This is a genomic window from Limimaricola pyoseonensis, assembly GCF_900102015.1.
GTDB lineage: Bacteria > Pseudomonadota > Alphaproteobacteria > Rhodobacterales > Rhodobacteraceae > Limimaricola > Limimaricola pyoseonensis.
The window spans coordinates 42521-57195 of record NZ_FNAT01000008.1; the positions used below are offsets into that span (position 1 = coordinate 42521).

General features: G+C 74.8%; 12 protein-coding genes. 7 read left to right on the plus strand and 5 right to left on the minus strand.

Annotation, left to right across the window (positions count from 1 at the left end):
• A complete protein-coding gene (locus BLT43_RS15165; protein WP_090114184.1) occupies positions 1-771 on the minus strand; it encodes a sulfotransferase family 2 domain-containing protein in 771 nt (256 codons plus the stop codon).
• Between the two features lie 114 nt (positions 772-885).
• Here BLT43_RS15165 and BLT43_RS15170 point away from each other — a divergent pair, with 114 nt between their 5' ends.
• Both BLT43_RS15170 and BLT43_RS19385 read left to right on the plus strand, forming a co-directional pair.
• Complete coding sequence (locus tag BLT43_RS15170; RefSeq protein ID WP_090114185.1) at positions 886-1833, plus strand: glycosyltransferase family 2 protein; 948 nt, start codon at positions 886-888, stop codon at positions 1831-1833.
• A 55-nt stretch (positions 1834-1888) separates the two neighbouring features.
• Entirely contained in the window at positions 1889-2434 is a 546-nt protein-coding gene (locus BLT43_RS19385) for a VPLPA-CTERM sorting domain-containing protein (protein ID WP_242652312.1), read from the plus strand.
• A gap of 69 nt (positions 2435-2503) precedes the next feature.
• On the opposite strand, the gene BLT43_RS15180 is transcribed toward BLT43_RS19385, so the two are convergent.
• Genes BLT43_RS15180 through BLT43_RS15190 form a run of 3 tightly spaced genes read right to left on the minus strand, consistent with a single transcriptional unit; the run spans position 2504 to position 5791 of the window.
• Entirely contained in the window at positions 2504-3346 is an 843-nt protein-coding gene (locus BLT43_RS15180) for a CpsD/CapB family tyrosine-protein kinase (protein ID WP_090114187.1), read from the minus strand.
• Positions 3347-3361: 15 nt separating this feature from the next.
• The gene (locus BLT43_RS15185; RefSeq protein ID WP_090114188.1) at positions 3362-4912 is read right to left on the minus strand and encodes a GumC family protein; all 1551 of its coding nucleotides are present in this window, start codon (positions 4910-4912) and stop codon (positions 3362-3364) included.
• A gap of 3 nt (positions 4913-4915) precedes the next feature.
• Positions 4916-5791 (minus strand): ExeA family protein, encoded by an 876-nt coding sequence (locus tag BLT43_RS15190; RefSeq protein ID WP_242652313.1) that lies wholly within the window; start codon positions 5789-5791, stop codon positions 4916-4918.
• Between the two features lie 395 nt (positions 5792-6186).
• On the opposite strand from BLT43_RS15190, the gene BLT43_RS15195 reads away from it, so the two are divergent.
• From BLT43_RS15195 to BLT43_RS15215, 5 genes are all read left to right on the plus strand, one after another.
• Entirely contained in the window at positions 6187-6885 is a 699-nt protein-coding gene (locus tag BLT43_RS15195; RefSeq protein WP_423222131.1) for a sugar transferase, read from the plus strand.
• A gap of 35 nt (positions 6886-6920) precedes the next feature.
• Positions 6921-9356 carry a tetratricopeptide repeat protein gene (locus BLT43_RS15200; protein ID WP_131802674.1) on the plus strand — a complete coding sequence of 812 codons (2436 nt, stop codon included), beginning with the start codon at positions 6921-6923 and terminating at the stop codon, positions 9354-9356.
• 160 nt (positions 9357-9516) lie between these two features.
• Complete coding sequence (locus BLT43_RS15205; RefSeq protein ID WP_242652314.1) at positions 9517-10200, plus strand: polysaccharide biosynthesis/export family protein; 684 nt, start codon at positions 9517-9519, stop codon at positions 10198-10200.
• 86 nt (positions 10201-10286) lie between these two features.
• On the plus strand, positions 10287-11471 hold the full coding sequence (locus BLT43_RS15210; RefSeq protein WP_090114191.1) for a hypothetical protein: 1185 nt from the start codon (positions 10287-10289) through the stop codon (positions 11469-11471).
• A gap of 81 nt (positions 11472-11552) precedes the next feature.
• Positions 11553-12629 carry a DUF475 domain-containing protein gene (locus BLT43_RS15215; RefSeq protein ID WP_090114192.1) on the plus strand — a complete coding sequence of 359 codons (1077 nt, stop codon included), beginning with the start codon at positions 11553-11555 and terminating at the stop codon, positions 12627-12629.
• Here BLT43_RS15215 and BLT43_RS15220 read toward each other — a convergent pair.
• Positions 12626-14617, minus strand: a complete 1992-nt coding sequence (locus tag BLT43_RS15220) for an acyltransferase family protein (RefSeq protein ID WP_090114193.1) — start codon at positions 14615-14617, stop codon at positions 12626-12628. The genes BLT43_RS15215 and BLT43_RS15220 overlap by 4 nt on opposite strands.
• Positions 14618-14675: the final 58 nt, after the last annotated feature.

The window sequence follows — 14675 nt, forward strand, 5'->3', positions numbered from 1 at the left end:
TCAGATCCGCCGCAGGCGGCGGCGCAGCCGCAGCCGCAGCCGCTGCCACGGCAGGCCGAGCCTTTGCAGGTCGCGGTCGCGGGCGGCGCGGAACTCGGGGTTGAGCGGTGGCGCGGGCCGCAGCGGGCGCGGCGCGTCGGGCACGTAGCCGAAGCGGTCGAAATCGGCGGCGTAGATGGTGGCGATACGGTCGAGATCCTCGGCCGTCGGCCGCACGCGGGCGCCCGACGCGCCGGCATAGGCGCCGCGCGCGTTCTCGGGCGGCAGCACCCGGTCGCCGCGCGCCGCGCCCTCGACCCCGTCGAGCCATGGGATCAGCGCGTCGAGACCGTGCTCGATATGAAACAGCGTGGCGCCCGCCGGCACGATCTCGGCCATCGGCCGGATGTGGTTGTCGAAGGCGAAGCGATCGCGCGCGAGGATGTCTGGCAGCCGCTCGAGCCAGTCGGAAAAGCCCATGTCCTCTGGGATGGTGCGCTCCAGCTCCTTCTGGAAGTGGAAGCTGCTGACCGCCCGGCCGACCGGGTGGCGCACGATGGCGAAGCAGGCGTCGAAGAAGTCGAGCGGGATCAGCCGGTCGAGCGTCGCGGCGTCGACATGCTGCGGCGAGCTGCGGCTCCAGCGCGAAGGCTCGGGCAGCGCGGCGAAGCGGCGGTCGTGGAAGGCGATCTCGCCGAAGCGCGCCGCGAGGTAGGAGGCCACGGCCATGCCGCCGCATTTGGGCACATGCGCGTAGTAGACCAGCCGGGACCCGGCCTTGAAGAAGGGCATGGCGAAGGGCCTCCTTTCATCCTATGGTTGTATCACAAGAGCATGGCGGCCCGGCGCGATCAAGCGTGCAGTGGCGCCGCCGGACGCCCCGAGGATGGTGAGAGGGAGGCGAGGATGCCGCGACCGCCGGAGCTGAGCGTGATCATACCCCATCACGAGGACCCCGAGCGGCTGCGCCGCTGCCTGATGGCGCTGGCGCCGCAGCTCGACGCCGTCGGCGACCGGGTCGAGGCGCTGGTGGTCGACAACGCATCGCGCCACTCGGTGCGGCCGCAGCCGATGCCGCATCCGCGCATCCGGCTGCTGCACGAGGCGCGGCGCGGCGCGGCCCATGCCCGCAACCGCGCCGTCGCCGAAAGCCGGGCGCCGTGGCTGGCCTTTCTCGATTGCGACTGCGTGCCGGCCGAGGACTGGCTCGCGCAGGCGCTGCGGCTGGCGCGCGGCCCGGCGCTGGTGGGCGGCGCGGTGCGGCTGTTCGACGAGACGCCGGCGCCGCGCTCGGGCGCGGAGGCCTTCGAGGCGGTCTTCGCCTTCGACAACGAGGGCTACATCGCGCGGCAGGGCTTTTCCGTCACCGCCAACCTGCTGGCGCCGCGCGCGGCCTTCGACCGGGCGGGCGGCTTTCGCGCGGGGCTGTCGGAGGATCTCGACTGGTGCCGCCGGGCGGTGGCGGCGGGCTTCGGGCTGCGCTTCGAGCCCCGGCTCGCGGTCGCGCATCCCAGCCGAGCCGACTGGCCGGCGCTGGCGCGCAAGTGGCGGCGCACCACCGAGGAGGCCTGGGGCCTGCGCGCGGGAGAGCACGGGGGCCTGCGCGGGGGCGGGCCGCGGGCGCGGGCGCTGTGGGCGCTGCGGGCCCTGGCGATGATCCCGTCGGTCGCGGCGCATGCGCCGCGCGTGCTGCGCCACGAGGCGCTCGGCCCCGGCGAGCGGGCGCGCGCCCTGGCGACGCTGGCGCGGCTCAGGCTGGCGCGCTGCGGCTGGATGCTGCGGCAGGCGGCGCGGCCGGCGCGCGCGGAAAACCGGGTCGCGACACAACCGGAGATTGTCAACCATAGGTTGTAGTTGCTAGGCTGGCGGGGCGACTACGCTCCGTACCGCGTTAACGAGAGGAATGTTCATGAACCTGCTGAGAAAAGCCTGCCTGGCCGGGGCGCTGGCCCTGGTGCCGGCCCTGCTCCCGGCGGTGGGGTCGGCGGCCACCGTGCTGAGCGCCACCATCACCGATGGCGGCACGTTCGGGCTGAGTTCGCCGCATCACCACGTCGTCCGCTTCGAGGACGGCGATGTCGCCGGCGGCTACAGCTTCACCTTCACCAACGACACGGGCTGGGCCTCGACCTTCGGGATCACCGACGCGACGGTGCTGCAGAACGCCACGTTCAGCTTCGCCGACACCGGCGTGACCGCGGCCTGGGACAGCGGCGAGAGCTTCAACGTCGCGCCGGGCACCATGGCCGCCGGGCTTCGGGTCGTGACCCGGCTCGCGGCCGGCGCCTCGGACACGCTGCGGATCAGCTACGGCGATCCGACCGCGCTCGACGGCAAGCGCGAGGGCACCGGCACGATCGACATCGCGATCGCCGCGGTGCCGCTGCCGGCGGCGGGGTTCCTGCTGCTGGCGGGTCTGGGCGCGCTCGGCCTGCGGCGGCGGCGGGGCGACTGAGCCCCCCGCTTTCGGGCCGTCACGGCCCCTCGAGGACCGGCCCGCGCGGCCGGTCCTTCTCGTTGCGGCTCAGCCGGCGTCGCGGCTGAGATAGCGGCAGCGGTTCAGCACCACGCCGAGCATGTTGGTCTGGGCCGCCAGCTCGCGTTCGCAGGCGTCGATCTCGGCGCTGGTGGTGCGCTCGGCGGCGGCGACCAGCAGCACGCAGTCGACCTGCGACATGAAGGCCATCGCGTCGTCGGCGGCGCGCATCGGCGGCAGGTCGAACAGCATCACCGTCGGCTCGAGCCGCGCCTCGACCGCCGCCACCGCGGCGCGGGCGCCGTCGCTCTGCAGCAGTTCCGCGGGGTTGCGGCAGCCGGGCAGGGCGGCGGCGATGGCGAGGTTGTCGCCGACGCGGCGGGCGCAATCCTCGATCCGGGCGCCGCCGTCGAGCACCTGCGCCATGCCGGCGGCCGGGCGCAGCCCCAGCGCGCCGGCCAGCGAGGGCGCGCGCAGGTCCAGCTCGACCACCAGCGCCCGCTGTTCGGGCTGGCGCGCGAGGCTGAAGCCGAGATTGGCGGCGACCATGCTCTTGCCGCAGCCCGGCCCGGGCGAGGTGATCGCCACCCGCCGCCAGCCATGGGCGCGCAGCTGCTGCAGGAGCCGGGTGCGCAGCTGGTCGATCTCGGCCGCGCCGGGGCCGCCGCCGGCGGCGGCGATGCGCGCGCGCTCGAGCAGGCGCGGCTGCGGCGTGAAGCCCGGCAGCGCGGCCCAGCCTTCGGGCCGGCGCGCCACCGGGGCGGGCGCGTCGGGGCGTGCATCGGGGCGCGCATCGGGGCGCGCGGCCGGGCGCGGCGTGCGCAGCGCGGCGGCCGGCAGCCCCTCGCGCGCCGCGCGGGCCTTGGCGATGGCGGACTGGATTCTCTCCATGAAACGTCTCCGGGTTCAGGCGGCGGCGAGGGCGAGCTGGCCGACCGCGCGGTCGAGCAGCAGGTCGAGCGGGGTGATCTCGGTGTGCACCCACCACAGACCGGCCGGCAGGCCGACCAGCGCCCCGGCGAAGAGCGCCGCCAGCGCCGCCTGCCGGCGCCGGGCCTGGGCGCGGGTGCGGATGTAGGGCAGCGTCGCGAAGGGGGTGATGCCGAGCCGCGCCACGAGATCCTCGGGCCGGCGCACCGCGGCGCTGGTCATCTCCAGCAGCAGCACCGCGCCGATCCCCAGCGCCAGACCGCCCAGGATGCCGGCGGCGGCGACCACCGGCCGGTTCGGGCTGTCGGGTTCGTCGGGCGGCACCGCCGGCTCGACCACGCTGATCCGCTGGCCCTTGGCCAGCGCCTCGATCGTGTCGCCGGTCTCGGCGCGGGCGCGGCTGGCCAGCGCCTGGTCGTAGCGCGCCCGCAGCGCGGCGTGGTCGCGCTGCATCGCCTCGAGCCGGATGGCGTTGCCCGGCGTCGCCTCGATCGTCGCCTGCAGGCGGTCGATCTCCTCGCGGGCCTGCGCCCTCTGGCTGTCGAGATGGCCCATCTGGGCGTCGATGTCGGCGAGCTGCATCTCGAACATCGACAGCGGCCCGCCGGCCTCGGCGCCGGCCGGCTGCAGCTCCTGCTCCAGCATGGCGATCTGCGAATCGAGCAGCTTCAGCCGCGGGTTCTGCGGCGACAGCACCGCCAGCGCCCGCGCCCTATCCTGGCGCAGCTCGGCCAGCCGCAGCACGGCCGGGTCCTCGCTTTGCGGCATCGGCATCTCGCCCGCGCGCTCGCGCAGCGCCTCGAGCCCGTCGCGCCGGTCCTGCAGCGCGGCGGCGGCGCGCTCGACCTGGGCCAGCCGCTCCTGCGCGGCCGATTGCTGGCCGCGGCGGAAGTCGAGGCTGTCGGGCAGCGCGTCGAGATGGGTCTCGCGGAAGGCGAGGATCTCGGCGCCCTGCGCCACCAGCTCGCGGTCGAGCCGGTCGACCTCGGCCTTGAAGAACTCCAGCGTCTGGCTCGCCACCGCGGTGCGCAGCGCCACGTTCTCCTGCAGGATCATGGTGACGATCTCGTTGGCGACGGTGGCGGCGAGCTGGGCCGAGGCCGCCTCGAAGCCGACCCGCAGGATCGTCGCCTGCGCGGGCTCGCGCCGGGTGGCGGGGCCGCCGCTGCTGGCGATGGTGATGCGCTCGCGCAGGTCGATGACGACCTCGTCGGCGCTCATGTAGCGGCGTAGCTCAGGGTCCATCGCGTCGTAGATGCCGAGCCGGTTGGCCATCTCGATCAGCCGGCTGCGGGTCAGGATGCGCTCGCGGATGATCTGCAGCGCCTCTGTGACCTCGGTGCGCACCGTCGTCTCGGCGAGGTCCGACGGGATCTGCTCGGATTCGACCACCAGCGTGGCGTTGGCGCTGTAGGTCGGCGGCAGCACCATGGCGAGTGTGAGGCCCGTGGCGCTGCCGGCGACGAGGCACAGGAGGCACCAGTGCAGCCGGCGCAAGAACAGCGAGAGGTAGAATTTCAGGTCCATCGCTCAGTCCGCCTTCTGCCACTGGGCCGGCGCCACCACCACCGGCGGGCGGGGCGGCTGGCCGGACAGGAAGAACACCCCGTCCTCGAGCACCTGCCGCAGCAGCGCGGCCGAGACCTGCGTCTCGCCGGCGGCGAAGGCGTAGGTCAGCGCCCGGTCGCAGAGCTGGTTGACGAGGCGCGGCACGCCGCCGCTGGCCTCGTGCACCAGCGCCGCGGCGGCGGCGGAGAAGATCTCGCGCCGGGCGCCGGCGCGCGCCAGCCGGTGCGCGATGTAGGCGGCCACGGTCGGCGCGCCCATCGTGCCGAGGTGGTAGCAGGAGGCGACGCGCTGCGCGAACTGGCTGAGTTCGGGGCGCGACAGCGTCTCGCGCAGCTCGGGCTGGCCGACCAGCACGATCTGCAGAAGCTCGTCCTTGCCGGCGTTGATGTTGGTGTACATGCGCAGCTCCTCGAGGTTGTCGGCCCCGAGGTTCTGCGCCTCGTCGAAGATCAGCACCACGCGCCGCCCCTCGGCGTAGCGCGCGATCAGGAAGGCCTGCAGCTGGCCGAACAGCTCGACATAGGTGGCGCCGGGCACCGGCGCCTCGCCGAGCGCCAGGAGCACCCAGCGCAGAAGCTCGCCGCGGTCGCCGAGCGCGTTCGAGACCAGCCCGACCACGAGGTCGTCCTCGAGCCCGCGCAAGAGGTGCTGCAGCAGGGTGGTCTTGCCGGCGCCGACCTCGCCGGTGACGAGGGTGATCGGCGAGCGGGTCAGCAGCCCGAATTCGAGCATCGCGAAGGCGCGCCTGTGGGCGTCGGACCAGAACAGGAAGTCCGGGTCCGGCACCAGCGTGAAGGGCCGCTCGGACAGCCCGAAATGAGAGGTGTAAATATCCAAGGGTCCAGCACCCGTTCCAACCAGAAAACCACGCCGCGCGCCCGTCCCCCCGGGCGCCCGGCCGGCCCCGCCACGGAGGCCTGACCCGGAGCATAGCCACACAACCCTTGCGCGAGAAGCCCCCAAATCGCACCCGTGTGGGGATAGGCCCGCGACGCAGGGTCATGGCGCGATTTTCGGCGGGTGATACACGCAAGGGTTGCGTGACGCCAAACTTTCGCCCTAAAGTTGAATCGTGGTGGTGGACAATCCCTTGGGAAGAGAAGGCGCACTGTCGGACGCGCTCTCGCCGCAAGGCCCGTGCCCCTGCCAGCGGTGCCCTGTTTAGCGAGTAATGGCCGCCCGGTTCGGCGGCCCGGAGACCAGTGATGAGTTCTCGGCCCCATGTCCGTTCCGTGCGTTCCAGCCTTCTCACCTTCGCCGGCCCCGCCGCGGGCCCCGCACCGGGGCCCGTATCAGGCCTGTCCGGCCTGCGCGGGCCGGGGCGCGGCCTCTACCGGCGGTGGTTGAAGCGCGGCTTCGACCTCGTGCTGGTGCTGCTCACCGCGCCGGCGACGCTGCCGCTGATCGCCATCCTGGCGCTGATGGTGGCCTGCGACGGCGGCCGGCCCTTCTACAGCCAGGACCGGCTGGGCCGCGGCGGCCGGGTGTTCCGGATCTGGAAGCTGCGCAGCATGTGCCCCGACGCCGAGGCGGCGCTCGCCGCGCATCTCGCGGCCGACCCGGAGGCGCGGGCCGAATGGGACAGCACCCAGAAGCTCAGGTCCGACCCGCGCATCACCCGGCTGGGCCGGCTGCTGCGCAAGAGCTCGCTCGACGAGCTGCCGCAGCTGTGGAACGTGCTGCGCGGCGAGATGAGCCTGATCGGCCCGCGGCCGATGATGCCCGAGCAGCGCCCGCTCTACCCGGGCCGCGCCTATTTCGCGATGCGGCCCGGCATCTCCGGGCTCTGGCAGGTCGCTGCCCGCAACAGCGGCGCCTTCGCCGAGCGCGCCGCCTTCGACAGCCGCTACCACGAGGCGATCAGCTTCGGCGCCGACCTGCGGCTGCTGCTGGCGACGCTGCGCGTGGTGCTGCGCGGCACCGGCTGCTGAGGCGCAGCCCCCGTCATCGACCTGGAGGACCGACCATGCCCCGCCATCTTGCCCGTATGCTGATCCTGTCCTCGGTGCTGCTGATCGCCGGCTGCGAAAGCGCCGAGGAGCGCGCGGCGCGCTACTTCGCCTCGGCGCAGGCGCTGCTGGAGGCCGGCGACACCGAGCGCGCTCTGGTCGAGCTGCGCAACGTCTTCAAGCACGACACCCGTCACCGCGAGGCCCGCCAGCTCTATGCCGACACCGTGCTGGCCCGCGGCGAGGTGGCCGAGGCCTACGGCCAGTTCCTGCGGCTGGTCGAGCAGTATCCCGAGGCGCTGCCGGCGCGGCTGAGCCTCGCGGAGCTGGCGATCCGGCGGCGCGACTGGGAGGAGGCCGAGCGGCACGGCATGGCGGCGCAGAGGCTCGCGCCCGACGATGCCCGCGGCGCCGCGATCGGCGCGGCGCTGGCCTATCGCGCGGCGGTGATCGAGGAGGACGAGGCCGGCCGCGACGCCGCCGCCGCGCAGGCGCGCGCGGCGCTGGAGCGGCGGCCCGAGAGCGGCGTGGCGCTCAGGGTGATCGTGCTGCACCTGCTGGCCGGGCCCGCGCCCGAGGCGGCGCTGCCGGCGATCGACCGGGCGCTGGCGCTCGAGCCCGAGGATTACGAGCTGCAGATGCTGAAGTTCCAGATCCTGAACGACAGCGCCGCGCCCGAAGTCGCGCAGGCCCAGCTCGAGCGGATGCTCGAGATCTTCCCGGAGGAACGGCCGCTGCAGGCGGCGCTGATCGGCTGGCACATGCGGCATGGCGACCTCGCCGGCGCCGAGGCGCTGCTGCGTCGCCTCGCCGGCCCGGCCGACGCCGCCCCGGAGGGCCACCTGAGGCTGGTGGAGTTCCTGCGCGAGACGAAAGGCCCCGAGGCTGCGCTGGAGGAGCTGCGGCGGCTGGCCCGCGAGACCGCCGGTCGCGCCCCGGCCGAGACCTATGCCGCCTTCGCCGCCGGCCTGCGCTTCGATCTGGGCGAGCGCGCGGCGGCGATGGCCGAGCTGCAGGGGCTGCTGGAAGCGGCCGAGCCGTCGGACGGGACGCGGCGCATCCGGGTGATGCTGGCGCGGATGCTGGCCGAGACCGGCAACGCCGTCGGCGCGCGGGCCGAGGTCGAGACGGTGCTGGCGCAGGATCCGAGCCATGTCGAGGCGCTGAAGATCCGCGCCGCCGACTCGATCGCCGCCGACCGCGCGGGCGAGGCGATCAACGACCTGCGCGCCGCGCTCGACCAGGCGCCGCAAGATGTCGAGGCGATGCTGCTGATGGCCGGCGCGCATGAGCGCGAGGGCCATATCGAGCTGGCCGGCGAACGGCTCGCCGCCGCCGCGGCGCTGCCGCAGGCCGGCGCCGAGGAGGCGCTGCGCTACGCGGGCTACCTCGCCGCGCAGGGCCGCGCCGAGGCGGCGCGCGGCGTGCTCGAGGAGGCGCATCGCCGCGATCCGGGCGCGCTGACGGTGCTGCGCGCGCTGTCGGAGCTGGCGCTGGCGGCACGCGACTGGACCGAGACCGACCGCATCCTCGCGCTGCTCGGCGCGCGCGAGGACGCGGCGGCGGGCGAGCTGGCGCTGTCGATCCGCACCGCGCGGCTGATGACGGAGGAGCGCGTCGCCGAGACGGTGGCGCTGCTCGAGGCGCAGTCGAACGGCGGCGCCAGCGGCGACCGCGCCGCGGCGATGCTGATCGAGGCGCGGTTCCGCGCCGGCGACACGGAAGGCGCGCGCGCGGCGCTCGAGGCGGCCCGGCAGGGCCAGCCCGACCATGTCGGCCTGCGGCTGCTCAGCGCGCAGCTGCACCTCGCGCAGGGCGCGGCCGAGGCGGGCGAGGCCGATCTGCGCGCCGTGCTCGCCGCCGAGCCGGGCCACGAGGTGGCGGTGGACAAGCTGCGCGCGCTGATGCTCGCGACCGGCCGCGACGAGGCGGCCGAGGCGGTGCTCGAGGCCGGCCTCGCGGCGCGGCCCGAGGCGCGCGGCCTGCTTCTGATGCGCGCCGCCGCCCATGAGCGGGCCGGCGAGATCGCCCCGGCGGTCGAGATCTACGAGACGCTCTACGCCCGAGACAGCGGCGACCTCGTGGTCGCCAACAACCTCGCCAGCCTGATCGGCACCCATCTCGAGGACCCCGCGCAGCTCGCCCGCGCCGAGGTGATCGCGCGGCGGCTGCGCGGCCGCGAGCTGCCGGCCTTCCAGGACACCTATGGCTGGATCGCGCACCGGCAGGGCGACCACGAGACGGCGCTGCGCCATCTCGAGCCGGCCGCGGCCGGGCTGCCGCGCGACCCGATGGTGCAGTTCCACCTCGGCATGACGCTGCAGGCGCTCGGCCGCGCCGAGGCGGCGCGCGAAAGGCTCGAGGCGGCGCTGGCGCTGTGGGGCGAGACCGGCCCGGCGCAGGCGGAGACGGCGCGCGCGGCGCTGGCCGCGGGCGCCGGCGGCGGCGGCTGAGACGACCCCGGCTGTGGCCGCCGCGGCACAGCCGGGACTTGCATCACCCCTTCGGCTTCGCACGAGGGGATTGTGCGACGGCCCCCCGCGGCTGCTATACACGACGCGAGCGGCAGGCGCGGGCCGAGGCCCGCCCGGACGCCGCCAGAGGAGAGCGCGCATGGTCCTTCCCTTCCCGATCCGCCCGATGTCCGGACCGGCCTCCGGTCGCAAACCCGGCCTGTCCACCGCCCTGCGGCCGCTGCTCGCGGCGCTCGTCGGGCTGGCGCTGTGGAGCGCCGCCGCCACGGCGCAGGACGCCTACCGCATCCGCGCCGGCGACGTGCTGCGGATCGAGGTGATCGAGGACGAGGCGCTCGGCCGCTCGGTGCTGGTCTCGCCCGACGGGCGGATCAGCGTGCCGCTGGCCGGGCCGATCCGCGCGTCCGGGCTGACGCTCGAGGAGGTGCAGGCGGCGCTGGTGGCGCAGCTCGCCCCGAACTTCGCCAGCGGCCCGACCGCCTTCGTCTCGATCGAGCGGCTGGCCGAGCGCCCGGCGCCGGTGCCGCAGCGGCCGGTGGCGCCCGCGACCGACGCGATCTACGTGATGGGCGAGGTCGGCCGCCCCGGCCTGATCGAGGTCGCCCCCGGCACCACGGTGCTGCAGCTCTTCGCGCAGGCCGGCGGCTTCACCCGCTTTGCCGCCACCAGGCGCATCCAGCTGCGCCGCCGCGACGCCGCCGGCGCCGAGCAGGTCTACCCGCTGGATTACGACGCCATCCTCGACGGGCGCAGCCCGAACGGCAGCGCCGTGCTGGTCGAGGGCGACGTGATCGTGGTGCCCGAGCGGCACCTGTTCGAATAGGCCGCGCCGTGGGGGTTCGCCGGCGCGCGGGGCGACTGGCCGGGGCGCTTTGCGTCGCCGCGCTCTGCGCGGGAGCGGGGGCCGGCATGGGCGCGGCGCAGGAGCCTGCGGGCGGGCCGATGCTGCGGCTGGGCCTGTCGCAGCAGTTCGAGGCGGCCAGCAATCCCGCGCTGTCGGCCGACCCCGACCCGATGGCGCGCGCGGTGAGCGCGCTCGACCTCGCGCTGTCGAGCGAGACCCGGCGCGAGCGGCTGTCGCTGGGCTTCGGCGCCGAGCTTCGGGCCGAGACAGAGGGCGGCGCCGAATTTGCCGCGCCGGCGCTGCGGCTGGACTACGGCCGCGTCGGCGCGGGCGCCGCGCTCGATGCCGCGGCGCGGCTCTCGGCGCGCGAGATCGCCTATCTCGCGCCGCTGCCGGATCTCGGCGCCAGCGGGCTGCCGCCCGAGATCGCCGATATCGAGGACCTGCGCGGCACCGGCACCCGCGTCGCGGGCGACGTCTCGGCCCGGCTGCGGCTGGGCGAGGGCGGGCCGCTGGGCGGGCATCTGGGGCTGCGCGCCAGCGCGATCGAGTACCGCGACGCCAGCGCCCCGGAGCTGCGCGACAGCGAGCGCCTGGCGTTCGAGGCCGGGCTGCGGCTGGCGCCGGGCGGGCGCGGCGAGATCGGGCTCGACCTCGGCCTCGCCGGGGTCGAGCAGGCGGGCGGCCCACGCCGCGAGACCGCCAGCCTCGAGCTGTCGCTCGAACGCGCGGCCCGGCGCGGCGCGGTCGGCGGCGCGGCGCGGATCGAGCGGGCCGAGGGCGGCGAGCGCTACGCGCTGAGCGCCCGGCGCCGGGTCGAGCTGCCGCGCGGCACGCTCGACGGCCGGCTGGGGCTGAGCCGCGACACCGGCGGCGACTGGGGGCTGTCGGGCCGGGTCGATCTGCGCCGCGAGATCGGCGCGGCGGCGCTGTCGCTCGGGGCCGAGCGGGCGGTGATCACCACCGCCGAGGGCGAGCGCTGGCGAAGCGCGCTGCGGCTGGGCTGGGAGCGGCCGCTGGGCGAGGCCATGCGGATTGGCTTCGACCTTTCGGCGCAGCACAGCGCCGCGGCGGACGGCGAGGCGCGCCGCGCCGTGCAGGCGGCGGCGCGGCTCAGCCGGACGCTCACGCGCGACTGGTCGCTCGACCTCACCGCCCGCGCCGCCGGGCGCGACGCGCCGGGCGAGGCGGCGGCGCGCGATTACGGCCTGTCGCTCGGGCTGTCGCGCGCGCTCACCCTGCCGTTCTAGGCCCGCATCCCCGCCGCTCGCGCGGGCTGGACAATGCCGGGCCGGCACCGCATGTCTCCCCGGCAGCGCAGGGGAAAAGCGATGAGAGCCACGATCCGGCAGTATTTCACATGGTCCTTCGCGGTCACGGCGATCGGCCTCGTGCTCGCGGTCTGGCTGGGCTGGCGCGAGGGCGGGACGGCGGGCGCGCTGTCCTTCGGGGTGATCGCGGCGGTGCTCGCCGTGCTCGAGATCTCGCTCAGCTTCGACAACGCCATCGTCAACGCCAACAAGCTCGAGACCATGGCGCCGGTCTGGCGCCGGCGCTTCCTGACATGGGGCATCCTGATCGCGGTGTTCGGGATGCGGATCGTCTTCCCGCTCGCGGTGGTGGTGGTCGCCGCCGGGGTGGGCCCGTGGGAGGCGGTGCGCCTCGCCGCGGCCGAGCCGCAGGAATACGCCCGCATCATGGAGGAGGCGCATCTGTCGATCACCGCCTTCGGCGGCACCTTCCTGATGATGGTGGCGCTGAGCTTCTTCATCGACGAGGAGAAGGAGGTCGACTGGATCGGCGGGCTGGAGCGGCGGCTCAGGCGCGCCGCCGGCGTGCAGGGGCTGCAGATCGGTCTGGTGCTGGTGGTGCTGGCGAGCTTCGCCGCGGCGCTGCCGCCGGCCGAGACCGGCACCTTCCTGTTCTCGGCGATCCTCGGGCTGCTGTGCTTCCTCGCGATCGACATGCTGGGCAACTGGCTCGACGCGGCCGACGCCGCGCGCGGCACCGCCGCGGCGGGGGGCTTGGGCGCCTTCCTCTATCTCGAGGTGCTCGACGCGAGCTTCTCCTTCGACGGGGTGATCGGCGCCTTCGCGGTCACCAAGAACCTGTTTTTGATCGCGATCGGCCTCGGCATCGGCGCGATGTATGTGCGCTCGATGACCATCATGCTGGTCGAGAAGAAGACGCTGGCCGAGTTCCGCTACCTCGAGCACGGGGCGTTCTACTCGATCCTCGTGCTGTCGGTGCTGATGTTCTCGCAGGCGCTGGTGCATGTGCCCGAGCTGATCACCGGGCTTCTGGGCGCGGGGCTGATCGGGCTCGCTCTGGCGGCCTCGATCCGCCACAACCGCGCGGCGCAGCGCGCGCGGGACGCGGCGGGCGCGGCCGAGGAGGAGGCGGCCTAGCGCGCCGCCTGCCGGCGCGCGTCGAGCGCGTCGAGCGCGCGGGTGGCGATCATCCGCGCCGCGATGGCGGTCGGGTGGTCGTCGTCGCGGTAGTAGAGCCGGCCGTGGTCGTAGTTCAGGCACAGCCCGTCGGGGGCGGATTCGCAGAACAGCGAGGCGATCTCGACCACGCCGATCCGCGGCGAGGGCGAGAGCGCGGCGAAGAGCGCGTGGACCCGGGCGTTGCGTTCGCGGAACCGGTCCTTGCCGGTGCCCAGACGCTCGACCTCGACGCCGCGGCGCAGCCGGCCGGCGACCAGCTCGGGCACGTTCCAGCCGGCCTCGGGGAAGGGGCCGATCAGCAAAAGCGCGTGGCGCGCGGCCAGCGCCCGCAGCCGGTGCTCGGCCACGAGGGCGAGGTCGGCGTCGCGCGCCGGGTCGCCATCGGCGGCGATCGCCGCGATCTCGACCGGCCGGCCCTGTTCGCGCCCGCCCAGCCCGTTGTCGAAATGCCGGCTTTCGAGGTTGAGCGCCCAGCGGGTCATCACCACGACAGGCCCGCCCGCCTCCTCGAGCGCGGCGAAGGCGGTGCGCTTGAAGCGCTCGCAGGAGCGGTGGCGCCGGTCCTCGAGCGGCAGGCGCACGAAGCCGGGCACCGGAAAGCAGCCATTGTGGTGGAAGCTTACCGGCACCAGCCCGCGCGCCCGCGCCTCGGCGTGGAACGCCTCGGCGATCGCGGCGGCATGGCTGTCGCCCAGAAGCACCGCGGCGCGCGGGCCGGCGCGGGCGAGGCAGGCGGCGGCGGCCTCGGGGTCGATGCGCTGGCCGAAGCTGCAGGTCAGCTCGGGGTCGGCGGGGGCCGCGGCGCGCTCGATCGCGGCGATGCGCGGGAAGCGTTCGTGCCACCAGCCGCGCGCGACGTGGCCGCCGAGGCCCAGCCCGACCACCGCCGCCAGCGAGGCGGCCGAGACCGAGAGCAGCAGCGCCTGGTCGGGCAGCAGCCGCGGCACGCGGCCGCGGAACGGCGCCTCGACGAAGCGCCATGACAGCCAGGCCAGCGGCAGGCTGGCCAGCGCGAGGCCGAGCATCGCGGGCTCCGACAGGGTGGTGCCGCTGCGCAGCCGCGCGAAGGCGAGGATCGGCTGGTGCAGCAGGTAGGCGCTGTAGCTGATCAGCCCGATCGCCACGAGCGGCCGCGTCGCCAGCAGCCGCCCGGCGGCGTTGCCGGGCCCGGCGCCGAGGATCACCAGCACCGTGCCCAGCACCGGCAGCAGCGCCCATGTCGAGGGGAAGGGCGTGCGCGGGCCGATCAGCGCGATGCCCGCGAGGATCAGCCCCAGCCCGAGCGCGGCGAGCGGGGCGGCGGCGCGCGGCCCCGGCCGCGCCGCCAGCGCGCAGAGCGCGCCGGCCAGAAGCTCCCAGCCGCGGGCGGGGGCGAGGTAGAAGGCGGCCGAGGCGTCGGCGCGCATCAGCCATTGGCACAGCGCGAAGCTGGCCGCCGCCAGCGCCCACAGCGCCGGGCGCAGCCAGCGCCGCGGCAGCCGCCACAGCAGCCACAGGAGCGGCGGGAACAGCAGGTAGAACTGCTCCTCGACCGCGAGGCTCCAGGTGTGCAGCAGCGGGTTCAGCTCGGCGGCGCGGGCGAAGTAGCCCGACTCCATCCAGAACAGCACGTTCGAGGCGAAGACCCCGGTCGCCACCAGCGCCTTGGCGAAATCGGCGAGCTGCGCCGGCGTCATCCAAGCCACCGCGACCGGCAGCGACAGCGCCAGCGTCAGCATCAGCGCCGGCAGGATGCGCCGGGCGCGGCGTTCGTAGAAGGTGAGGATCGAGAAGCGGCCGCCCTGCAGGTCGGCCACGAGGATCGAGGTGATCAGGTAGCCCGACACCACGAAGAAGACGTCGACGCCGACGAAGCCGCCGCCGAAACCCGGCGTGCCGGCGTGGAACAGGATGACAGGCAGCACTGCGACGGCGCGCAGCCCGTCGATCTCGGGGCGGTACCGCATCGCGTGTACTCCTACACACGCACTCGCAAACAACCGCCATGCAGCCCGACATGGCGGG